At 71.7% G+C, this 20,277-nt stretch carries 22 protein-coding genes and 1 pseudogene; 14 read left to right on the plus strand and 9 right to left on the minus strand.

Features of this window, described 5'->3' with window-relative positions; translation table 11 throughout:
• Positions 1–40: 40 nt before the first annotated feature.
• On the minus strand, positions 41–1,510 hold the full coding sequence (locus IE241_RS07370) for an MFS transporter (RefSeq protein ID WP_190020795.1): 1,470 nt from the start codon (positions 1,508–1,510) through the stop codon (positions 41–43).
• A gap of 137 nt (positions 1,511–1,647) precedes the next feature.
• Here IE241_RS07370 and IE241_RS07375 point away from each other — a divergent pair, with 137 nt between their 5' ends.
• The 6 genes and pseudogenes from IE241_RS07375 to IE241_RS07400 all read left to right on the plus strand — a co-directional run.
• Entirely contained in the window at positions 1,648–2,469 is an 822-nt protein-coding gene (locus IE241_RS07375) for a helix-turn-helix transcriptional regulator (protein WP_229898892.1), read from the plus strand.
• A 75-nt stretch (positions 2,470–2,544) separates the two neighbouring features.
• Positions 2,545–3,315, plus strand: coding sequence for a hypothetical protein (locus IE241_RS07380; RefSeq protein WP_190020797.1), 771 nt, complete (start codon positions 2,545–2,547; stop codon positions 3,313–3,315).
• 44 nt (positions 3,316–3,359) lie between these two features.
• Positions 3,360–3,710: a cytidine deaminase-like protein gene (locus tag IE241_RS07385; protein WP_190020798.1), complete on the plus strand. Its 351-nt coding sequence runs from the start codon at positions 3,360–3,362 to the stop codon at positions 3,708–3,710.
• Between the two features lie 3 nt (positions 3,711–3,713).
• A complete protein-coding gene (locus IE241_RS07390; RefSeq protein WP_190020799.1) occupies positions 3,714–4,097 on the plus strand; it encodes a hypothetical protein in 384 nt (127 codons plus the stop codon).
• Between the two features lie 54 nt (positions 4,098–4,151).
• Positions 4,152–5,093, plus strand: a complete 942-nt coding sequence (era, locus tag IE241_RS07395; RefSeq protein ID WP_058044522.1) for a GTPase Era — start codon at positions 4,152–4,154, stop codon at positions 5,091–5,093.
• Positions 5,094–5,163: 70 nt separating this feature from the next.
• Positions 5,164–5,319: pseudogene (locus IE241_RS07400) on the plus strand (KH domain-containing protein); the annotation flags it as partial.
• 18 nt (positions 5,320–5,337) lie between these two features.
• Here the strand turns inward: IE241_RS07400 and IE241_RS07405 are convergent.
• On the minus strand, positions 5,338–5,610 hold the full coding sequence (locus tag IE241_RS07405; protein WP_190020800.1) for a protealysin inhibitor emfourin: 273 nt from the start codon (positions 5,608–5,610) through the stop codon (positions 5,338–5,340).
• A gap of 29 nt (positions 5,611–5,639) precedes the next feature.
• Positions 5,640–6,698 carry a M4 family metallopeptidase gene (locus IE241_RS07410; RefSeq protein ID WP_190020801.1) on the minus strand — a complete coding sequence of 353 codons (1,059 nt, stop codon included), beginning with the start codon at positions 6,696–6,698 and terminating at the stop codon, positions 5,640–5,642.
• A gap of 330 nt (positions 6,699–7,028) precedes the next feature.
• On the opposite strand from IE241_RS07410, the gene leuA reads away from it, so the two are divergent.
• Complete coding sequence (gene leuA / locus IE241_RS07415) at positions 7,029–8,801, plus strand: 2-isopropylmalate synthase (RefSeq protein ID WP_190020802.1); 1,773 nt, start codon at positions 7,029–7,031, stop codon at positions 8,799–8,801.
• Positions 8,802–9,053: 252 nt separating this feature from the next.
• Positions 9,054–9,791 carry a tellurite resistance TerB family protein gene (locus IE241_RS07420; RefSeq protein ID WP_190021084.1) on the plus strand — a complete coding sequence of 246 codons (738 nt, stop codon included), beginning with the start codon at positions 9,054–9,056 and terminating at the stop codon, positions 9,789–9,791.
• Positions 9,792–9,822: 31 nt separating this feature from the next.
• Here IE241_RS07420 and IE241_RS07425 read toward each other — a convergent pair whose 3' ends face one another.
• Positions 9,823–10,947 (minus strand): hypothetical protein, encoded by a 1,125-nt coding sequence (locus tag IE241_RS07425; protein ID WP_190020803.1) that lies wholly within the window; start codon positions 10,945–10,947, stop codon positions 9,823–9,825.
• A gap of 97 nt (positions 10,948–11,044) precedes the next feature.
• On the opposite strand from IE241_RS07425, the gene IE241_RS34920 reads away from it, so the two are divergent.
• The 3 genes from IE241_RS34920 to IE241_RS07440 are packed head-to-tail and all read left to right on the plus strand — an operon-like array spanning position 11,045 to position 12,783.
• Positions 11,045–11,176 (plus strand): hypothetical protein, encoded by a 132-nt coding sequence (locus IE241_RS34920; RefSeq protein ID WP_373300601.1) that lies wholly within the window; start codon positions 11,045–11,047, stop codon positions 11,174–11,176.
• On the plus strand, positions 11,173–11,919 hold the full coding sequence (gene recO / locus IE241_RS07435; protein WP_190020804.1) for a DNA repair protein RecO: 747 nt from the start codon (positions 11,173–11,175) through the stop codon (positions 11,917–11,919). The genes IE241_RS34920 and recO overlap by 4 nt, the downstream gene beginning before the upstream one ends.
• 30 nt (positions 11,920–11,949) lie before the next feature.
• On the plus strand, positions 11,950–12,783 hold the full coding sequence (locus IE241_RS07440; RefSeq protein ID WP_190020805.1) for an isoprenyl transferase: 834 nt from the start codon (positions 11,950–11,952) through the stop codon (positions 12,781–12,783).
• Between the two features lie 68 nt (positions 12,784–12,851).
• Here IE241_RS07440 and IE241_RS07445 read toward each other — a convergent pair whose 3' ends face one another.
• The 4 genes from IE241_RS07445 to IE241_RS07460 all read right to left on the minus strand — a co-directional run bounded on the left by IE241_RS07445 (position 12,852) and on the right by IE241_RS07460 (position 16,022).
• A complete protein-coding gene (locus tag IE241_RS07445; RefSeq protein ID WP_179080809.1) occupies positions 12,852–13,262 on the minus strand; it encodes a Fur family transcriptional regulator in 411 nt (136 codons plus the stop codon).
• Positions 13,263–13,357: 95 nt separating this feature from the next.
• A complete protein-coding gene (locus IE241_RS07450; RefSeq protein WP_190020806.1) occupies positions 13,358–14,248 on the minus strand; it encodes a metal ABC transporter permease in 891 nt (296 codons plus the stop codon).
• A complete protein-coding gene (locus tag IE241_RS07455) occupies positions 14,248–15,015 on the minus strand; it encodes a metal ABC transporter ATP-binding protein (RefSeq protein WP_190021085.1) in 768 nt (255 codons plus the stop codon). The genes IE241_RS07450 and IE241_RS07455 overlap by 1 nt, the downstream gene beginning before the upstream one ends.
• Before the next feature lie 20 nt (positions 15,016–15,035).
• Positions 15,036–16,022 (minus strand): metal ABC transporter substrate-binding protein, encoded by a 987-nt coding sequence (locus IE241_RS07460; RefSeq protein ID WP_190020807.1) that lies wholly within the window; start codon positions 16,020–16,022, stop codon positions 15,036–15,038.
• Positions 16,023–16,198: 176 nt separating this feature from the next.
• Between IE241_RS07460 and IE241_RS07465 the strand changes: the two genes are divergently transcribed.
• Positions 16,199–17,581 (plus strand): glycine--tRNA ligase, encoded by a 1,383-nt coding sequence (locus tag IE241_RS07465; RefSeq protein ID WP_190020808.1) that lies wholly within the window; start codon positions 16,199–16,201, stop codon positions 17,579–17,581.
• 83 nt (positions 17,582–17,664) lie between these two features.
• Here IE241_RS07465 and IE241_RS07470 read toward each other — a convergent pair whose 3' ends face one another.
• Entirely contained in the window at positions 17,665–18,273 is a 609-nt protein-coding gene (locus tag IE241_RS07470; protein ID WP_190020809.1) for a Uma2 family endonuclease, read from the minus strand.
• A 168-nt stretch (positions 18,274–18,441) separates the two neighbouring features.
• Here IE241_RS07470 and IE241_RS07475 point away from each other — a divergent pair, with 168 nt between their 5' ends.
• Entirely contained in the window at positions 18,442–19,644 is a 1,203-nt protein-coding gene (locus IE241_RS07475) for a sensor histidine kinase (protein WP_190020810.1), read from the plus strand.
• Positions 19,632–20,276, plus strand: coding sequence for a response regulator transcription factor (locus tag IE241_RS07480; RefSeq protein ID WP_190020811.1), 645 nt, complete (start codon positions 19,632–19,634; stop codon positions 20,274–20,276). Before IE241_RS07475 ends, IE241_RS07480 begins: the two co-directional genes overlap by 13 nt.
• Position 20,277: the final 1 nt, after the last annotated feature.

Genomic DNA, 20,277 nt, shown 5'->3' on the forward strand with positions numbered 1-20,277 from the left:
GGCGGGCCGGAATCTCCGGCCCGCCCCCTCCGCGTGTTTCTCAGGCCGCGCGCCGCTTCCGCAGGCCCACCGCGACCGCCGCCGCCACCACCGCGACGATCAGGGCGTCCACGCCCAGCCCCACCCGGATGCCGCCCAGCGTCGCGGCCGCGAAGCCCGAGCCGCCCTCGGAGAGCGCAGCGGTACGGGCCGAGGCCACCGCGCTCAGCAGCGGGATCCCGATCGTGAGCCCGACCTGCTGCGAGCTCGTCACCAGGCCCGTGGCCAGACCCTGCTCGGTGTCCGGCAGGCCCGACGTCGCCGTCACCCCGTAGGCGACGATCGCCCACAGGTGCCCGACGCAGGCGACGCTCGCCGCCACCAGGGCCAGCCACGCGCCGGAGGAGTCCTGCCCCAGGGCCAGCAGCGCGGCCGTGAAGACGGCCTGGACGGCCAGGCCGGCCAGCAGCGTGGTGCGGGTGCCGAAGCGGGCGATGATCTTCGGCGCGGTCATGCCGGCGACGACGGCGAAGACGCCCTGCACGCCGAAGACGAGCCCGGTGCGGAACGCCGAGAGCTCCAGCACCTCCTGCAGGTAGAGCGTGAGCAGGAAGACGACGCTGCTCATCATCGCGAAGGTGATCAGGCCGGCCAGGTTCCCCCAGGCGACCGTGGGCCGCCGCAGCATCGGCAGCGAGACCAGCGGCTGCGCGGCGCGGGACTCCACGACCACGAAGGCCACCAGCAGCGCGACGCCCAGGACGAGCGAGACGAGGACGTCCGCGCCGCCGAAGCCGCGCTGGGCCGCGGTCGACAGCCCGTAGATGAGGGCCAGCAGGCCGCCGGTGACGGTCACCGCGCCCGGGATGTCGATCCGGGGCCGCTCAGCGGGGCGGGACTCGGCGAGCAGGCCCGGTGCGAGCGCGAGGATGCCGAGGCCGGCCACGGCCAGCAGGCCCATCGTCGAGCGCCAGCCCAGTGTGTCGGTCATGACGCCGCCGAGCACCATGCCGATGGTGAAGCCGAGGGAGAGCAGCGTGCTGCTGATGCCGAGGGCACGCTCGCGCTGCGGGCCCTCGGCGAAGGTCGTGGTCAGCAGCGACATGCCCGTCGGCACGATGACGGCCGCGCCGAGCCCCTGCAGGGCGCGCCCGGCGAGGAAGACGGCCGGGGCCCAGGCGAGCGTGGCGAGCACGGAGGACGCGGTGAAGAGCGCGAGGCCGGCGAGGAAGACGCGGCGGCGCCCGTAGAGGTCGGCGATCCGGCCGGAGAGCAGCAGGAAGCCGCCGGAGGGCAGGGCGAAGGCGGTGACCGCCCACTGCAGGTCGGCCTGGCCCATGCCGAGGTCGTCGCCCAGGACGGGCAGGGCCACGTTCAGGATGGAGAAGTCCAGGGCCACGATGAACTGCGCGGCGCACAGCACGAGCAGGACCAGCTTGTCGCGGGCGGACATGCCGGGCCCGGCCGCGGTGGCCGCACCGGCAGGGGATGTACGGGGAGGGGTCGTACGGGAAGGGGAGTCGATCGCCATGCGCTCAGCTTCCGGCGCGCGGAAGAAACGTGGGGAGAGCGTGCTTATGGTGGTGGCCGCACCACCAGGCAAGGGGGAGAAAGTTGACCGGGTCGACCGCACAGCCGCGTCGCCGTCAAGAGCTGCGTGATTTCCTGATGAGCCGTCGGGCCAGGGTGTCCCCGGCCGACGTGGGCCTGCCGGACGGCGGGGGACGCCGGCGCACGCCCGGGCTGCGCCGCGAGGAGGTCGCGGTCCTCGCGGGCGTGGGCGCCTCCTGGTACCAGTGGCTGGAGCAGGGGCGGGAGATCACCGTCTCGCCGCAGGTGCTGGACGCCGTGGCGAACGTGCTGAAGCTGAGCGGCGACGAGCGCCGGCACCTCTACGTGCTCGCCGGGCTGAACCCGCCGCAGCCGCAGTCCCCGTACGACCCGGACTACCTGTGCGAGGGCCTGCAGCGGCTGATCGACGGCTGGATGCCGTACCCGGCGCACATCATGGACCCGTACTGGAACCTGGTCGCCTTCAACGACTCGGCCCGCATGGTCATCGGCTTCCGCCGCAAGACGCGGCCGAACTGCCTGGTCGACTTCTTCACCGACCCCGCCTACCGCGCCCGCGCGGCCAACTGGGAGCAGAACGCCCGGCGGGTCGTCGCCCAGTACCGCGCCGCGTGCTCGGAGCGCCCGGACGACGAGGGGTTCCAGGAGATCGTGGCGGAGCTGTCCGCGGCGAGCCCGGAGTTCACGGAGCTGTGGGCGCAGGGCGACGTGCAGGCGGGCGGCCAGCTGATCAAGGAGTTCGACCACCCGGTGGCCGGGGAGCTGTACCTGGAGAGCACGCAGCTGCGTGTGCCGGCCCGGCCGGACCTGACGATCGTCATGCACAACCCCGTGCCGGACACGGGCACGGCCGCGAGGCTGGAGTGGCTCGTCTCGCCGGAGGGCCGGCGGGGAGGCATGTACTCCGTGGCGGGCTGACGCGGACACGAGAACGGGGATCTTTACTATTGGCATGCCTTTGGCATGCATTCCCTTTACTTAAGGATCTTCGTCGTGTCCGCTTTCCTGCGCCGTGGTGCGCTCGCGGCCCTCGCCGCCGCCTCCCTCCTGACCCTTTCCGCCTGCGGAGACGGCGACAAGAAGGGCGAGGACGGAAAGCCGTCCGCCGCGCAGGACACGGCCGGCGCCGCCCCCGCCCCGGACAAGGGGTCCCGTCCCCTGACCGCCGAGCAGGCCAAGGCGGCCCTGCTCACCCCCGCCGACCTGCCCTCCGGCTGGGAGGTGAACAAGGACATCCCGGCCTACGACGTCGGCGCGACCGGCATGCAGTTCGGCAAGGCCGGCAAGGCCGCGTGCCAGCCCCTGCTCGACGTCTTCGTCGGCGCGGACAACGGCCCCAAGGCACAGGCCCACGCCATGACCGACCTCAAGCAGGCCGGCGAGACCGGGATCCAGATGACCCAGGGCGTCACCTCCTACCAGGAGGCCGAGGCCGTCAAGGTCATGCAGCGGAAGACCGACCTCGCCGCCTGCGGGAAGTTCACGGTCAAGGGCGCCGACGGCAGCACGGACGAGGCGGCCGGCAGCGAGCTGACCGTGCCCGCGCTCGGCGACGAGGCCCGCGGCGTGCGGGTGGTCTTCGCCGCGACCGAGCAGGGCGTGAGCATCCAGCACGACATCGCGGCCGTCCGCGTCGGCGGCACCGTCGTGACCGTCTCCCAGGCCAGCTTCACCACCGCCGACACCGCCGCCTTCGAGACGTCGCTGCGCAAGGCCGTGGAGAAGGTGCAGCAGGCGCAGCGGAAGGCCGGCGGCAAGGCCTGATCCCGCGGCGGCCGGGCGGGGCGGCGCTGCTTATGCTCCCCGGTATGACGGAGACGACGCTGGACCCCGAAGACCGCAAGCTCATCACGCTGGCCCGCTCCGCGCGCGCCCGCAACGCCGTGCCCGAGGGCGCCGCCGTGCGCGACGAGACGGGCCGGACGTACGTGGCCGGCACGGTCGCGCTCGACTCGCTGCGGCTCAGCGCGCTGCGGACCGCCGTCGCCATGGCCGTCGCCAGCGGGGCGAAGTCGCTGGAGGCCGCGGCGGTCGTCTCCGAGGCGGGCGCCGTCTCCGACGAGGACCGGGCCGCCGTACGGGACCTGGGCGGGGCCGCGACCCCCGTGCTCCTCGCTGGGCCGGACGGCGCGCTGCGCAGCAGGGTCGACGCGGGCTGAGCCGTGGCCCGCAACGAGACCCCGGCCGGCTTCGCCTGGCTCATGACCGCGGTGACGGCCGCCCTCACGCTCACCCTGGTCGTCGACTGGGCCGGCGGCGAGGGCTTCGACTGGATGACGGCCGCCTGGCTGATCGTCCTGTGGCCGCACGCCCTGAGGGACCTGCTGCGCGCACGCGGCCGCCGCCGGGCCGCCGACCGCGCCCACGCCGCCGGGTCCTGGAGCCTGTTCCTGGCCACCGCCGTCCTGTGGACCGGCCTCGTCCTCGGCTGGACGCGCGGGGAGAGCGCCAACTGGTTCGCCCTCGCCGCCGCCCTGCTGCTGCCCGCCGCCGGGGTCGTGTGGCTCGCCGCCGCGCTGGCGGGGCGGCGCACGCGGCGCGCCTGAGCCCGTCCGGGCCGCTGGTCGGCGGGTGGGCCGGGATCGGGGAGAATGGCCGGTATGGATAACGCCTCGTCCCCCTCCCAGGCCCCCCACCGCGCGGGCTTCGCGTGCTTCGTCGGCCGCCCCAACGCGGGCAAGTCGACCCTGACCAACGCACTGGTGGGGACGAAGGTCGCGATCACCTCCAACCGTCCGCAGACCACGCGCCACACCGTGCGCGGCATCGTCCACCGGCCCGACGCCCAGCTGGTGCTCGTCGACACCCCCGGTCTGCACAAGCCGCGCACGCTCCTGGGCGAGCGGCTCAACGACGTGGTCCGCACCACCTGGGCCGAGGTCGACGTCATCGGCTTCTGCCTGCCCGCCGACCAGAAGCTCGGCCCGGGTGACCGCTTCATCGCGAGCGAGCTGGCCGGGATCAAGAAGACCCCGAAGATCGCCATCGTCACCAAGACGGACCTGGTGGACTCCAAGGCGCTCGCCGAGCAGCTGATCGCCATCCAGCAGCTGGGCGAGGAGCTGGGCATCCAGTGGGCGGAGATCGTCCCGGTCTCCGCGGTGGGCGACAAGCAGGTGTCGCTGCTGGCGGACCTGATCGCGCCGATGCTGCCGGAGAGCCCGCCGCTCTACCCCGAGGGCGACCTCACCGACGAGCCCGAGCAGGTCATGGTGGCCGAGCTGATCCGCGAGGCCGCGCTGGAGGGCGTCCGGGACGAGCTGCCGCACTCCATCGCCGTCGTCGTCGAGGAGATGCTGCCGCGGGAGGACCGGCCGGCGAACAAGCCGCTGCTGGACATCCACGCCAACGTCTACATCGAGCGCCCCAGCCAGAAGGGCATCATCATCGGCCCCAAGGGCGCCCGCCTCAAGGAGGTGGGCATGAAGTCCCGCAAGCACATCGAGGCGCTCCTGGGTACCCCGGTCTACCTCGACCTGCATGTGAAGGTCGCCAAGGACTGGCAGCGGGATCCGAAGCAGCTGCGGAAGCTGGGGTTCTAGGGCGTTCGGGGTGCGCCGTCGCCGTCCGAAGCCAGCGAAGCGCCCGCGAGGGCGGCCGAGATAGAGGGGTATCGGCCCGAAGGGCGCCCGCCTCAAGGAGGTGGGCATGAAGTCCCGCAAGCACATCGAGGCGCTCCTGGGTACCCCGGTCTACCTCGACCTGCATGTGAAGGTCGCCAAGGACTGGCAGCGCGACCCGAAGCAGCTGCGGAAGCTGGGGTTCTAGACCCTGGGCGGCCGGGCGCTACGCGCCTTCCCGTAGCACCAGCCTGATCAGCTCACGCTGATCATGGCTGACATGAGGGTCCGCGCAGTGCACCGTGCGGCCGTCCACGTCGATCTCGTAGTGGAAGCCGTCCGGCACGCCTCGCACGCTCGCCGCCTCGGCGGGCGACGCGGCGAGCGCGCGGTGGGCCAGGGCCTGCACATGGGTGGCGTCGGGCCGGCCGTTCGTGTCCAGCTCGGCCCGGCGCTCGATGCCGGCGAACCCGCCGGTCCGGGTGATGACGATCCGCATGGCGCCATTCTCGCCCCGGCGGGCGGCCCTTACGAGGCGGGTACGCCCACCTGCGACCACGCCTTGAGGACGGCCTGGACCTCGTCGCCCTCGCCGTAGAGCGACTTCGCCGACGCCACCGTCAGCCGGGCGAAGTCCGCGAACTGGGCGTCGGACGCCAGCTCGCCGCCGGTCAGCGTCGCGTACCAGACCTTCCCGGCCCGCTCCCAGGCGTTGCCGCCGAGCGCGGTGGCCACGAGGTAGAAGGCCCGGTTGGGGATGCCCGAGTTGATGTGCACGCCGCCGTTGTCGCGCGAGGTGCGGACGTAGTCGTCCATCGTCGCCGGCTGCGGGTCCTTGCCGAGGACGTCGTCGTCGTAGGCCGTGCCGGGCGCCTTCATGGAGCGCAGGGCCACCCCGTGGTCGATGCCCGGCCCCAGCAGCCCCGCGCCGATCAGCCAGTCGGCCTGGTCGGCGGACTGCCCGAGGGCGTACTGCTTGATCAGTGAGCCGAAGACGTCCGAGACCGACTCGTTCAGCGCGCCGGACTGGCCGTAGTACTCCAGGTTGGCCGTGTGCTGGGTGACACCGTGGGTGAGCTCGTGGCCGATGACGTCCACCGGGATGGTGAAGTCGAGGAAGACGTCCCCGTCGCCGTCCCCGAAGACCATCTGGCTGCCGTCCCAGAAGGCGTTGTTGTACCCCTGGCCGTAGTGGACCGTGGCGTCCAGCGGCAGGCCCGCGTCGTCGATGGAGTGCCGGCCGTAGGCCTTGAGGTAGAGGTCGAAGGTGGCGCCGAGCCCGGCGTGGGCGCGGTTGACCGTCGCGTCCTTCGAGGGCGCGTCGCCTTCGCTGTGCACCTTCTTGCCCGGCTGGGTAGCCCGGTGCCCGGCGTCGTAGATCGTCCGCTGCGGGCTGTCGGAGGGGGTGCCCGCAGGGGCGGCGACGCCGCGCAGGGCGGTGACCCGGCGCCGGGTGCGCTGCAGGGAGTCGTGTTCGAGGGTGCGCTGCGCGAGATCGGCGCGCGCGGCGTCGTCGGCCTGCGCGAGCCTGTCGAGCACGTGCGGCGGGACGATGGTGCAGAAAACGCTCTTCACGGTGTCACTCATGGCCCGAATCTGACAGCGGCCCCCGGCCTTGTCAGGCCCCGGCGCACCGATTAACACAATCGAGTGGCACCGTTCCGTGTGCCGGGCCGTGTCCCGCATGCTGGAACGCCCGTACCGCATCCCGTCCGGCTCGGCTACCGTGCTGTGCATCATGCGTTTCGGGCTGCTTCTTCTTAGCTGCCGCGGCGAGGGTCTGTAGTCGATCGGCCGACCCCCTCCCCGCGGTGTGAGGCGTTGCGGTCACCCGCGGTGACCTGCCCGTCGGCCTCCCCCGAGCTCGCAGCGAGCCGGGCGGAATCCCGTCTCAGGACATACGAGGAGCCCCCGCAGATGCCCGAGATCCCCGCTTCCGTAGGCCGTCCCACCCCCCTGACCGCGGCCACGGTGACCCAGCGCCCCTCCGGGATGCCGGTGCACAAGTACCGCCCCTACGACGCCGTGGACATCCCCGACCGCACCTGGCCGGACCGGCGGATCACCAAGGCCCCCCGCTGGCTGTCGACCGACCTGCGCGACGGCAACCAGGCCCTGATCGACCCGATGTCCCCGGCCCGCAAGCGCGAGATGTTCGACCTGCTGGTCCGCATGGGCTACAAGGAGATCGAGGTCGGCTTCCCCTCCTCCGGCGCCACCGACTTCGACTTCGTCCGCTCGATCATCGAGGAGGGCGCGATCCCGGAGGACGTGACGATCTCCGTCCTCACCCAGGCGCGCGAGGAGCTGATCGAGCGCACGGTGGAGTCCCTGCGCGGCGCCCGCCGCGCCACGGTCCACCTGTACAACGCCACCGCGCCCGTCTTCCGCCGCGTCGTCTTCCGCGGCTCGCGCGAGCAGGTCAAGCAGATCGCGGTCGACGGCACGCGCCTGGTCGTGGAGTACGCGGACAAGATCCTGGGCGACGAGACGGTCTTCGGCTTCCAGTACAGCCCGGAGATCTTCACCGACACCGAGCTGGACTTCGCGCTGGAGGTCTGCGAGGGCGTCATGGACGTCTGGCAGCCCGAGGCCGGCCGCGAGATCATCCTGAACCTGCCGGCCACCGTCGAGCGCTCCACGCCCTCCACCCACGCCGACCGCTTCGAGTGGATGTCGCGGCACCTGTCGCGCCGCGAGCACATCTGCCTGTCCGTGCACCCGCACAACGACCGGGGCACCGCCGTCGCCGCCGCCGAGCTGGCGGTCATGGCCGGGGCCGACCGGATCGAGGGCTGCCTGTTCGGCCAGGGCGAGCGCACCGGCAACGTCGACCTGGTCACCCTGGGCATGAACCTGTTCTCCCAGGGCGTCGACCCGATGATCGACTTCTCGCAGATCGACGAGGTACGGCGCACGGCCGAGTACTGCAACCAGATGGAGGTCCACCCGCGCCACCCCTACGCGGGCGACCTGGTCTACACCGCCTTCTCCGGCTCCCACCAGGACGCCATCAAGAAGGGCTTCGAGGCGATGGCCGGCACCGCCGCCGCCGAGGGCAAGACCGTGGACGACATCGAGTGGGCCGTCCCCTACCTGCCGATCGACCCCAAGGACGTCGGCCGCTCCTACGAGGCCGTCATCCGCGTGAACTCGCAGTCCGGCAAGGGCGGCATCGCGTACGTCCTGAAGAACGACCACAAGCTGGACCTGCCGCGCCGGATGCAGATCGAGTTCTCGAAGATCATCCAGGGCAAGACCGACGCCGAGGGCGGCGAGGTCACCCCCGCCGAGATCTGGTCGGTCTTCCAGGACGAGTACCTGCCCACCGACGGCAACCCCTGGGGCCGGATCGCGCTGCGCTCCACCCAGACGTCCACCACGAGCCAGGGCGGCGACGCCCTGACCGTCGAGGCGGTCGTGGACGGTGCCGACACCGTGCTGACCGGTACCGGCAACGGTCCGATCTCGGCCTTCGTCGACGCACTGGCCGCGATCGGCGTGGACGCCCGGGTCCTGGACTACAGCGAGCACACCATGAGCGAGGGCGCCGCCGCGCGCGCCGCCTCGTACATCGAATGCGTGATCGACGGAAAGGTGCTGTGGGGCATCGGCATCGACCCGAACACCACGCGTGCCTCGATCAAGGCCGTGGTCTCGGCGGTGAACCGGGCGTACCGCGCCCTGTAAGGGGCGCGGGGAACTGCGCGACAAGCCCCCACCGGCCCGCAGTGGACCGCGCTTCCAGCGGAGTGCTCGGTGCCGGTGCGGCGCGTCGTCAAGAGGCCCCGGGGAAAACCACCGTATCCGGTGGCCTCGTGGCGAGATCCCCCGTATGACGCCCGCAGTCTGCGCACGGGGTACTGACGTCGCATCATCGATGTGGCTAACATCACGTCAACGCGGCGACGAGGCCGTGGCGTTATGGAGGTGTGCGCCGTGATGCACGCGCAGGGCCGACCCGGCCGGGACCGCTGTGTGGTGGGCGTACGCACCGTATGGCGCACGGTGGGCGACGGCGAGTTCTACTGCCCCGGATGCGGCGGCGACCGCAATTACCGCCGCCGCACCGGGCGCCGCCGCCTCGTGGCCTTCGGCCTGCCGCTGCTGCCGCGCGGCCCCGTCGGACCGGTCGTGGAGTGCTCCGCGTGCCGCGCCCGCTACGGCACGGACGTTCTCGACCACCCCACCACGATCCGCTTCTCCGCGATGCTGCGCGACGCCGTGCACACCGTCGCCCTCGCCGTCCTCGCCGCGGGCGGCACCGAGGCCCGTACGGTCCGAAGAGCCGCCGTGGGTGCCGTCCGGGCCGCGGGCTTCGTGGACTGCAGCGAGGAACAGCTGATCACCCTGATCGAGGCCCTCGCCGCCGACACGGGCCGTCTGCCCGGCGCCTACGGCACCGACCTGGGCACGCCGTCCCCCTACGCCGGGCGTGACGGCTTCGACCCCCGGGGTACGGCCCTCGCCATCGAGCTCCACGAGGCGCTGGAGCCCCTCGCCCCCCACCTCGCCCCCGCCGGCCGCGAATCGATCCTGCTGCAGGGCGCCCGCATCGCCCTCGCCGACGGCCCCTACCGGCCCGCGGAGCGCGAGGTGCTCGCCACGGTGGGCCGGGCGCTCATGCTCTGTCCGGAGGACACGGACCGGCTGCTGGCCGCGGCGCGGACGCCCTCGTAGGGAGCGGCGCCCGCCTGCAGGCCCCCGCCGCTCAGGAGCCGTACCCGGACAGCGGGACGGCCTCCTGCGCGCCTTCCCCGGCCCGGGCGGGCTCCTGGAGGGCGCCGAGCACCCACGGCGCGTGCTTGCGCTGCACGCCGATGAGCACCTCCCCGTCGCCGTCGCGGCAGACGAGGACCACCTGGCGAAGCGCCCTGCGCCGGCCGCCGGCCTCCGCGGTGACGCGCGCCGGGTCCGACCGGTAGGGCACGCGGATGCTCTCCACGACGAGCGTGCGCGGCAGGGGCCTGCGGAGGGTGCGGCCCTTCGGATCGGGGGTCACCGCGAGCAGGCCGGGGCCCGCCACCAGATACGGGCCGATGAGCTCGGGACCGTACGCGGTGTCCGCCGCGACCCCGCCCTCGACGCACTCCTCCTTGCCGGGGACGGCCGGGGCGAGCCCGGTCTCCGCCGGCCGCCGCCGCACCCGCACCCGCCACAGGGCGCCGAGCACGATCGGCACCGCGCCCGCGCCGGTCAGCGTCACGGCCGTCGGCACCGTGTCCGTGACCAGGGCCGCGACGACCGCGACGGCGGCGATCAGGACCCCCGCGCACATGGGCACGGTGGTCTGCCAGGTGTACCGCTCGGGGGCGCGGGGGGAGTGCCGGACCATCCAGTAGGCGATCCCGGCGAACGTCGCACCCAGGACGAGCAGCCCCAGGCCGCAGGCGAACGGCACGCGGTAGGCGTCCTTCGGCTGGTCGGCCGTCAGCTGCACGGTGCCGCGGAAGTCGACGAAGCGGATCTTGCCGCGCCAGTACGTGGCACGCACCTTGTCGCCGGGCTTGACCTTGCCGAAGACGGAGAGCGGCCCGTTCATGTCCGCGTGGTGGGTGGAGCCGTCGCGCCCCGTGAACGTGAGCCAGTAGTGGGTCTTCTTGCCCTGCGGAGCGGTCTCGGTGTGCTTCACCGCACCCTCGACCACCTTGCGGCACTCCAGGGCCGGCTCGTCGCCCACGCACGCGGGCGCCGTGGCGAAGGCCCGGCTGTCGGCGCGCTTGTCCGGCACGGTGACGAACAGCAGGAACAGCGCGGCGAGCACGCACACGAGGGCCGCGGCGGCGGTGGAACGGACGGGGTGGCGCCTGCGGCGTCGGCGGCGGATGGGGGTCACCGGGTACTCACTGGGGGGAGGAAGATCGACATGGGGGTCACATTGTGCCTCCGGAGGCGCGGACGTTCAGCCTTCGTCGGTACGGGACAATAACTGCATGAGCCTCTTCCGCGACGACGGCGTCGTCCTGCGCACCCAGAAGCTCGGTGAGGCGGACCGCATCATGCTGCTTCTTCCCGGGGGGCAACCCCCGGACCCCCGGCCGGACACCCGCGGGGGTGCGCGTTGAGTCTCTTCCGCGACGACGGCGTCGTCCTGCGCACCCAGAAGCTCGGTGAGGCCGACCGCATCATCACCCTCCTCACGCGCGGCCACGGCCGTGTGCGCGCCGTCGCGCGCGGGGTGCGGCGGACCAAGTCGAAGTTCGGGGCGCGCCTGGAGCCGTTCTCGCACGTCGACGTGCAGTTCTTCGCGCGGGGGAGCGAGCTCGTCGGGCGGAGCCTGCCGCTGTGCACGCAGAGCGAGACCATCGCCGCGTACGGCGGGCCGATCGTCGCCGACTACGCGCGCTACACCGCCGGCACGGCCATGCTGGAGACCGCCGAGCGGTTCACCGACCACGAGGGCGAACCGGCCGTGCAGCAGTACCTGCTGCTCGTCGGCGGGCTGCGCGTGCTCGCCGCGGGCGAGCACGCCCCGGGCCTCGTCCTGGACGCCTTCCTGCTGCGCTCCCTGGCCGTCAACGGCTACGCGCCCAGCTTCGACGCCTGTGCCAGGTGTGGAATGCCCGGTCCGAACCGGTTCTTCTCGGTGGCCGCGGGCGGCGTGGTCTGCGGGGAGTGCCGGGTGCCCGGAAGCGTCGTACCCTCCTCGGAGGCGATCGGGCTGCTCGGCGCGCTGCTGACGGGCGACTGGGCGACGGCGGACGCCTGCGAGGCGCGCCACGTCAGGGAGGGCAGCGGCCTGGTCGCGGCGTATCTGCACTGGCACCTGGAGCGCGGTCTCCGTTCGCTCCGGTATGTCGAGAAATAGGGAAACAGGGACCAAGGAGTAGTGGCACGCATGGCACGACGCGGGATTCTGGGCCGTTCCCGACGCGAGTACCGCACACCCGACCCGCACCCGTCCGGGGCGCGGCCGCCGAAGATCCCCGGCGAGCTGGTCCCCGAGCACGTCGCGATCGTCATGGACGGCAACGGCCGCTGGGCCAAGGACCGCGGCCTGCCGCGCACCGAGGGCCACAAGGTCGGCGCCGAGCGCGTGCTGGACGTGCTGCAGGGCGCGATCGAGATGGGCGTCGGGAGCATCTCCCTGTACGCCTTCTCCACCGAGAACTGGCGGCGCTCGCCCGACGAGGTGCGCTTCCTGATGAACTTCAACCGCGACTTCATCCGCAAGACCCGCGACCAGCTCGACGAGCTCGGCATCCGGGTGCGCTGGGTGGGCCGCATGCCCAAGCTGTGGCGGTCGGTGGCCAAGGAGCTCCAGATCGCCCAGGAGCAGACCAAGGGCAACGACAAGCTCACGCTGTACTTCTGCATGAACTACGGCGGGCGCGCGGAGATCGCGGACGCCGCGCAGGCGATGGCGGAGGACGTGAAGGCGGGCCGCCTCGACCCGTCCAAGGTCAGCGAGAAGACCTTCGCGAAGTACCTCTACTACCCGGACATGCCGGACGTGGACCTCTTCCTGCGCCCCTCGGGCGAGCAGCGCACGTCCAACTACCTGATCTGGCAGAGCGCTTACGCCGAGATGGTCTTCCAGGACGTGCTCTGGCCGGACTTCGACCGCCGCGACCTGTGGCGCGCCTGCCTGGAGTACGCGTCGCGGGACCGCCGGTTCGGCGGGGCGATCCCCAACGAGGAGCAGCTCGCGGGGGAGCAGGGCTCCGCGTGAGCTGAGCGCGGATCAGAACAACATGAGGGCCCCGGGCATCGCCCGGGGCCCTCATGCACACGGTGGGTTCAGCGCTTCGCGGCGCACTCCCCGCACGTGCCGAAGATCTCGATGGTGTGCGCGACGTCCACGAAGCCGTGCTCCTCGGCGATGGAGTCCGCCCACTTCTCGACGGCGGGGCCCTCCACCTCGACGGCCTTGCCGCACACCCGGCACACCAGGTGGTGGTGGTGCCCGCTGGAGCAGCGGCGGTAGACCGCCTCGCCCTCGCTGGTGCGCAGCACGTCGACCTCGCCGGCGTCGGCCAGGGACTGCAGCGTGCGGTAGACGGTGGTCAGACCGACCGACGCACCGCGGTGCTTGAGCATGTCATGGAGCTCTTGCGCGCTACGGAACTCGTCCACCTCGTCGAGCGCGGCCGCCACCGCTGCCCGCTGCTTGGTGGACCGGCCGCGTACGGGGGGACCCGCGGTCGCCACAGTTGCCTCCTCCAGCTCGCCTGAACACCCATCCGCACATGTCGCACGGCAATTGTGCCAGTCCGCGCGGCCGGGTGGGCAAGCCCGGACGTGCGTCAGACCTTGACGTCGTCCGCCGCCGTGCGCGCGCCCGGCACGTCCAGGGTGCATTCGGCGGCCGCCTGGGCCTTCCCCGCGCGCCGCTTGGCCAGGGGCGCGGCGAGCGCGGTGAGGAGGACGAACAGGCCGATGGCGAAGAGCACGATGGTCGCACCGGAGGGCACGTCGGCGTAGTAGGACGTGGCGGTGCCGGAGACGGTCACCGTGACGCCGATGCCGACCGCGAGGGCGAAGGTGGCCTTGAAGCTGCGGGCGATCTGCTGCGAGGCGGCGACCGGGATCACCATCAGGGCGCTGACGAGCAGCAGGCCGACGACGCGCATGGCGACGGTGACGGTGACGGCGGCGGTGACGGCGACGAGCAGGTTCAGCAGCCGCACCGGCAGCCCGGTGACCCGCGCGAACTCCTCGTCCTGGCAGATGGCGAAAAGCTGACGGCGCAGCCCGACCGTGGTGAGGATCACAAAGGCGGCCAGGATGCAGATCGCGACGATGTCCTCCTCCGAGACCGTGGCGATCGAGCCGAAGAGGTAGCTGCTGAGGTTGGCGCTGGAGCCGCTGTCGGAGAGGTTCATCAGCATCACGCCGCCGGCCATGCCGCCGTAGAAGAGCATGGCGAGGGCGATGTCGCCGCGCGTCCGCCCGTACCAGCGGATCAGCTCCATGACCACGGCGCCCACGATGCACACGGCCGTGGCCATCCACACGGGGCTATCGTTCAGCAGGAAGCCGAGGCCGACGCCGGTGAGGGCGACGTGCCCGAGGCCGTCGCCCATGAGCGCCTGGCGGCGCTGGACGAGGTAGGTGCCGATGGCGGGCGCGGTGACGCCGACGAGGAGCGCCGCGAGCAGGGCCCGCTGCATGAAGGCGAGGTCGAGGATGTCCATCAGGTCAGCAGCCCTGTCCGAATCGGTTCCGCAGCCGGTCCGGCGTGCGGGTGTACATGGTCGTGGCCGGGGAGGGCGTGCTGGCCGACGGCCTCCGGCGGCGGGCCGTCGTGCACGACGCAGCCGTCGCGCAGCACGACCGCCCGGTCGATCAGCGGCTCCAGGGGGCCGAGCTCGTGCAGCACGAGCAGGACGGTGGCGCCGCGGGCGACCTGGGCGCGCAGGGCCTCGGCGAGGACCTCCTGGCTCGCGAGGTCCACGCCGGCCATCGGCTCGTCCATGATCAGCAGCTCGGGTTCGCCGGCCAGGGCGCGGGCGATGAGCACCCGCTGGTGCTGGCCGCCGGAGAGCGCGTCGACGGAGTCCCCGAGCCGGTCGTCCATGCCGACGAGCTCCAGGGCGCCTATGACCGCCTCCTTGTCGGCCTTGCGCATCATCCCGAACCGGGTGCGGGCGAGCCGCCCGGCCGAGACGACCTCGCGCACGGTCGCGGGGACCCCGCCGGCGGCGGTGGTGCGCTGCGGCACGTAGCCGACGCGGGCCCAGTCGCGGAAGCGCCGCCGGGGCGTGCCGAAGAGCTCCAGCTCGCCGCCGGTGAGCGGCACCTGGCCGACGATGCTGCGCACGGCCGTGGACTTGCCCGAGCCGTTGGCGCCGAGCAGGGCGACGACCTCGCCGCGCCGTACGGTCAGGTCCACGCCGCGCAGGACGGGGCGGCCGCCCAGGCTCGCGGTGGCGCCCCGCAGGGATATGACGGGCTGCTCCATGGTGATCTCCTCGGGCGCGCTCACTTGGTACCGAGCGCCTTCTGCAGGGCGGCCAGGTTGGCCTCCATGACCTCGACGTAGTCGTGGCCCTTGGACGCGTCCGTGATGCCCTCAAGGGGGTCCAGGACGTCGGTCTTCAGCTTGAGGTCCTTGGCCAGCGTCTTCGCGGTCGCCGGGCTGGCGAGGGTCTCGAAGAAGATCGTCGAGACGTGGTGCTCCTCGGCGAGCTTGTGCAGGTCCTTGATGCGGGCCGCGCTGGGCTCGGACTCGGGGTCGAGGCCGCTGATGGCCTCCTCGGTCAGCCCGTAGCGCTCGGCGAGGTAGCCGAAGGCCGCGTGGGTGGTGATGAAGGTGTCCGAGGCGCGGTTCTTCAGGCCGTCCTTGAACTTGGTGTCCAGGGCGCCCAGCTTCTTCACCAGGGCGTCGGCGTTCTTCTCGTAGTCGCCCTTGTGATCGGGGTCGGCCTCGGCGAGGGTCTTGGCGACGCCCTTGGCGGCCTCGGCGTACTTCACCGGGTCGAGCCAGATGTGGGGGTCGGCGCCGCCCTCGGACTCGGAGTGCGAGTGGTTGTCGCCCGTGGTGTGGTGGTGGCCGTCGACCTCGGTGCCGTGCTCCTCCAGCTCGGTGAGGGAGGCCACGTCCACGGCGTGCTTGTTCTTCGACTGCTTGATCGCCTCGTCCACGGCGGGCTGGATGCCCTTGAGGTAGACGATCGCGCCCGCGTCGGCGAGGGAGCCGATCTGCTTGGGCTTGAGCTCCAGGTCGTGCGGCTCGACACCGGGCTTGGTCAGGTTGGACACGCTGACGTGCTCGCCGCCGATCTGCTCGGCGAGGTACTGCATGGGGTAGAACGACGCCACCACGGCGAGCTTGCCGTCGGCGGCCTTGCCCGCGTCGTCCGAGGAGGAGCAGGCGGTGAGGCCGAGCAGCCCCAGCGCGGCGGTCGCGGCGACGGCGGCGGTGCGTATTCGGGGAGCGAGCGCGGGGTGGAGGCGGCTTACGTTCATGACAGTCATTTTCAACAAAAATGGAAACGATTGTCAACAAGAGAGGGGTAAGAGGGGGGCAAAGCGGGTGGCGGAGGGGCGTGGTCAAGCCAAGGCCAGAGCCGATTTGATGAGAGGGGGTGCAGCGCCGGTAACCTGAATCATTCGCTGTTCGTCGTCGCAATGAAGAGAGCACCGTGGCCGCCGACAAGATCGACACCATCGTCAGCCTGAGCAAGCGCCGTGGCTTCGTCTATCCGTGCAGTGAGATCTATGGCGGACAGCGTGCCGCCTGGGACTACGGTCCGCTCGGCGTGGAGCTCAAGGAGAACATCAAGCGCCAGTGGTGGCGCTCCATGGTCACCTCGCGCGACGACGTCGTCGGTCTCGACTCGTCGGTGATCCTGGCCCGTGAGGTCTGGGAGGCGTCCGGCCACGTCGCGACCTTCACGGACCCGCTGACCGAGTGCACCTCCTGCCACAAGCGCTACCGCGCCGACCACCTGGAGGAGGCGTACGAGGCCAAGCACGGCAAGCTGCCCGAGAACGGCCTCGCCGACCTCAACTGCGCGCACTGCGGCACCAAGGGCGCCTTCACCGAGCCCAAGCTGTTCTCCGGCCTGCTGTCCACCCACCTGGGCCCGACGCAGGACTCCGGTTCGGTCAGCTACCTGCGCCCCGAGACCGCGCAGGGCATCTTCACCAACTTCGCCCAGGTTCAGCAGACCTCGCGGAAGAAGCCGCCGTTCGGTATCGCCCAGACCGGCAAGTCCTTCCGTAACGAGATCACGCCGGGCAACTTCATCTTCCGCACCCGCGAGTTCGAGCAGATGGAGATGGAGTTCTTCGTCAAGCCGGGCGAGGACGAGACGTGGCACGAGTACTGGATGGAGCAGCGCTGGAGCTGGTACACCGGCCTCGGCATGCGCGAGGAGAACATGCGGTGGTACGAGCACGCCGCGGAGAAGCTCTCCCACTACTCCAAGCGCACCACTGACATCGAGTACCGCTTCAACTTCGGCGGCACCGAGTTCTCCGAGCTGGAAGGCATCGCCAACCGCACGGACTACGACCTGAAGGCGCACTCCCAGGCCTCCGGCCAGGACCTGACCTTCTTCGACCAGGAGGCCGGCGAGCGCTGGTTCCCGTACGTCATCGAGCCGGCGGCCGGCCTGAACCGCGCCATGCTCGCCTTCATGCTCGACGCGTACAACGAGGACGAGGCCCCCAACGCCAAGGGCGTCATGGAGAAGCGCGTCGTGATGCGCCTCGACCCGCGCCTGGCCCCGGTCAAGGTCGCCGTCCTGCCGCTGTCCCGCAACCCGCAGCTGTCCCCGAAGGCCAAGGGCCTCGCGACGGACCTGCGCAAGAACTGGAACATCGAGTTCGACGACGCGGGCGCGATCGGCCGCCGCTACCGCCGCCAGGACGAGATCGGCACGCCGTTCTGCGTCACGGTCGACTTCGACACGCTGGACGACAACGCGGTGACGGTGCGCGAGCGCGACACCATGAAGCAGGAGCGGGTGTCTCTCGACCAGATCGAGGGTTACCTGGGCTCGCGTCTGCTGGGCTGCTGACGCCCGGGCAGGCTGCTGCCCCTGCGTTTTCCGGAGGCCCCGGCTCCCCGCGTCTGGCGGGGGGCCGGGGCCTCCGGCTGTTGTCAGGCCTTCCAGCCGGCGGTGTCGAGCTCGCAGCTGAAGGGGGCTGGGACGTCGACCTTGTCGCCGAACTTGACCTGGGTGTGCCTCCGGTAGCCGTCTTCGGGGCTGGGGTCGGAGTACACGGTGACGGTCGTATTGATGATGTCGACCAGGACGTACACCGGTACCCCGGCCTTGCCGTAGATCTCGACCTTGTCGCGACGGTCGAAGTCGGCCGTCGAATCGGACGTCAGCTCGCCGACCAGGGAGAGCGTCTCGCCGGGAGTATGGATGCTGTCCACCTTCGACAGCTCTTCGTCCGAGACGTGGACGTCGGGGCCGTAGCTCCTGCTGTGGCCCTGGAACCGGAAGAGCAGCGGGGACCTGTCCGCAATGTGGCCTTCGGGTACGTGCGGCTCCAGCTGACGCGTCAGGCTGATCAGAATGGGACGGTATTTGGCCTTGGGCCACGGTGACACGACGATTCTCCCCCTGATGATCTCCGATCGAAAGCCATCCGGGAGGTTCTGGTCGACGATCTCCAGGACGCGGCACAGTCCCTCGAACCCGTACGGGTCTCGGGCGGGGCTTATCGTCTGGGGCGGCGGTGTCTCAACCATGACTGCCATGATGCGCCTCCTTCTCTGCACGGGTGGTCAGACACTCAACGTAGCGACGCCCAGGGGGCCTTCGAGCCTCATTCCCTCGCACGTTCATCCGATGGTGGCACTGGCTGTACCAACAGCCCGGGTACCCGTACCATCGCCCGCCCTGACCTGCGCACTTACCGTGTGACCATGCGAATCCCCACCCCCCTCCGCCGCCCCTTCGACGGGGCCGGCCGTGCCGTCGCCTTTCTCGCCGTCGGCGTGCTCGTCCAGACCGGGGCGCTCTTCGTGCTGGCGGTGCCGTGGCTGGACGGCGGGCCGACGAAGGCGTCGAGCTGTCTGCTGGCCGTCGCGGTGATGGTGGCCGTCCTCGGGGCCGCCTGTCCCGTGCTGAGCCGGATGCAGCGGGCGCGGTTCCGGGCGTGGTTCGGGGTGGAGATACCGGGCGCGGGGCAGCCCTGGTCGTGGCGGCAGCTGGGCTACCACCTGGCGGCCGGGCCGCTGATCGCACTGGGCGGCGCACTGACGCTGCTGCTGTGGGCGGCGGCCGGCGTCGCCGCGACGGTCTACGTCTGGGTCTGGGCGCTGCCGCCGGAGACGCGCGTCGCGAACTTCGGCTACACCACGCAGGCGGCCTACGCCACCGCCGCCGGACTCGCCGGGCTGTACGGGGCTGCGTGGCTCTCCCGCGCGCTCGCCCGGATCGACACCCGCGCTGGCGCGGCCCGCCTCGGCCCCAGCCGCGCCGACCTGCTGGAGCAGCGCGTCGAGGAGGTCACCGAGAGCCGCGCCGGCGTCGTGGACGCCGCCGACGCCGAGCGCCGCCGCATCGAGCGCGACCTGCACGACGGCGCGCAGCAGCGGCTCGTATCGATGGCGGTGAACCTGGGGCTGGCCAAGGCGACGCTCAAGGACCTGCCCGAGGAGGCCCGCCAGGTCATCGACGAGGCGCACCGCGAGGCGAAGGAGGCCATCGCCGAGCTCAGCAACCTCGTCCGCGGCCTGCACCCGGCCGTGCTGGAGGACCGCGGCCTCGACGCCGCCCTGTCCGGCATCGCCGAGCGGACGCCCCTGCCCGTCGGGCTGACGGTCGAACTCGCCGACCGGCCCGCCCCGACCGTCGAGGCCGTCGCCTACTTCGTGGTCTCCGAAGCGCTCGCCAACGTCGTCAAGCACGCCCGGGCGAGCCGGGCCGACGTCCGCGTCGAACGGCGTGGGGGGATACTTCATGTCGTCGTCACCGACGACGGCGTGGGCGGGGCCGACCCTACGGGCGGCAGCGGGCTGGCCGGACTGGCCAAGCGGGTCGCGTCGGTCGACGGCACGTTCTCGATCAGCAGCCCCGTGGGGGGCCCGACCGTAGTGACTGTGGAGCTGCCGTGCGCGCCGTGATCGCCGAGGATTCCGTCCTGCTCCGGATCGGCCTGGTGAAGGTCCTGGAGGCGGCCGGGTTCGACGTGGTCGCGGAGACCGGCGACGCGGAGGCGGTGCTGGCCGCGGTGGAGGAGCACCGGCCCGGCCTGGTCGTCCTCGACGTGCGCATGCCTCCCGGTTTCACCGACGAGGGCGTGCGCGCCGCGCTCGTCATCCGCAAGCAGTGGCCGGACACGGCGGTGTTGCTGCTCTCCCAGTACGTGGAGGAGCGCTACGCCGCCGACCTGCTGTCCGGGGACACGCGCGGCGTCGGCTATCTGCTCAAGGAGCGGGTCGCCGACGTGGAGGAGTTCATCGACGCCCTGCGGCGTGTGGCGGGCGGCGGCACCGCGCTCGACCCGCAGGTGGTCTCGCAGCTGCTGCTGCGCCGGCACAGCGATCCGCTGGACCGGCTCACGCCGCGCGAGCGGGACGTGCTGGAGCTGATGGCGTCCGGGCGGTCGAACGCGGGGATCGCGGAGGGGCTGGTCGTCAGCGAGAGCGCCGTCGCCAAGCACATCAACTCGATCCTGGCGAAGCTGGACCTGCCGAAGGCGGATGCGGACCACCGGCGGGTGCTGGCGGTCCTGCGCTTCCTGGGCGTGGGCTGAC

The sequence above is a fragment of the Streptomyces hiroshimensis genome (assembly GCF_014650335.1).
Classification (GTDB): Bacteria; Actinomycetota; Actinomycetes; order Streptomycetales; family Streptomycetaceae; genus Streptomyces; species Streptomyces hiroshimensis.

Bases quoted from the DNA above. Each gene is read 5' to 3' on its own strand.
- IE241_RS07370 (WP_190020795.1), bottom strand. From the start codon at position 1,510: ATGGCGATCGACTCCCCTTCCCGTACGACCCCTCCCCGTACATCCCCT.
- IE241_RS07375 (WP_229898892.1), top strand. From the start codon at position 1,648: ATGAGCCGTCGGGCCAGGGTGTCCCCGGCCGACGTGGGCCTGCCGGAC.
- IE241_RS07385 (WP_190020798.1), top strand. From the start codon at position 3,360: ATGACGGAGACGACGCTGGACCCCGAAGACCGCAAGCTCATCACGCTG.
- era (WP_058044522.1), top strand. From the start codon at position 4,152: ATGGATAACGCCTCGTCCCCCTCCCAGGCCCCCCACCGCGCGGGCTTC.
- IE241_RS07405 (WP_190020800.1), bottom strand. From the start codon at position 5,610: ATGCGGATCGTCATCACCCGGACCGGCGGGTTCGCCGGCATCGAGCGC.
- IE241_RS07410 (WP_190020801.1), bottom strand. From the start codon at position 6,698: ATGAGTGACACCGTGAAGAGCGTTTTCTGCACCATCGTCCCGCCGCAC.
- leuA (WP_190020802.1), top strand. From the start codon at position 7,029: ATGCCCGAGATCCCCGCTTCCGTAGGCCGTCCCACCCCCCTGACCGCG.
- IE241_RS07420 (WP_190021084.1), top strand. From the start codon at position 9,054: ATGCACGCGCAGGGCCGACCCGGCCGGGACCGCTGTGTGGTGGGCGTA.
- IE241_RS34920 (WP_373300601.1), top strand. From the start codon at position 11,045: ATGAGCCTCTTCCGCGACGACGGCGTCGTCCTGCGCACCCAGAAGCTC.
- IE241_RS07440 (WP_190020805.1), top strand. From the start codon at position 11,950: ATGGCACGACGCGGGATTCTGGGCCGTTCCCGACGCGAGTACCGCACA.
- IE241_RS07450 (WP_190020806.1), bottom strand. From the start codon at position 14,248: ATGGACATCCTCGACCTCGCCTTCATGCAGCGGGCCCTGCTCGCGGCG.
- IE241_RS07455 (WP_190021085.1), bottom strand. From the start codon at position 15,015: ATGGAGCAGCCCGTCATATCCCTGCGGGGCGCCACCGCGAGCCTGGGC.
- IE241_RS07460 (WP_190020807.1), bottom strand. From the start codon at position 16,022: ATGAACGTAAGCCGCCTCCACCCCGCGCTCGCTCCCCGAATACGCACC.
- IE241_RS07470 (WP_190020809.1), bottom strand. From the start codon at position 18,273: ATGGCAGTCATGGTTGAGACACCGCCGCCCCAGACGATAAGCCCCGCC.
- IE241_RS07475 (WP_190020810.1), top strand. From the start codon at position 18,442: ATGCGAATCCCCACCCCCCTCCGCCGCCCCTTCGACGGGGCCGGCCGT.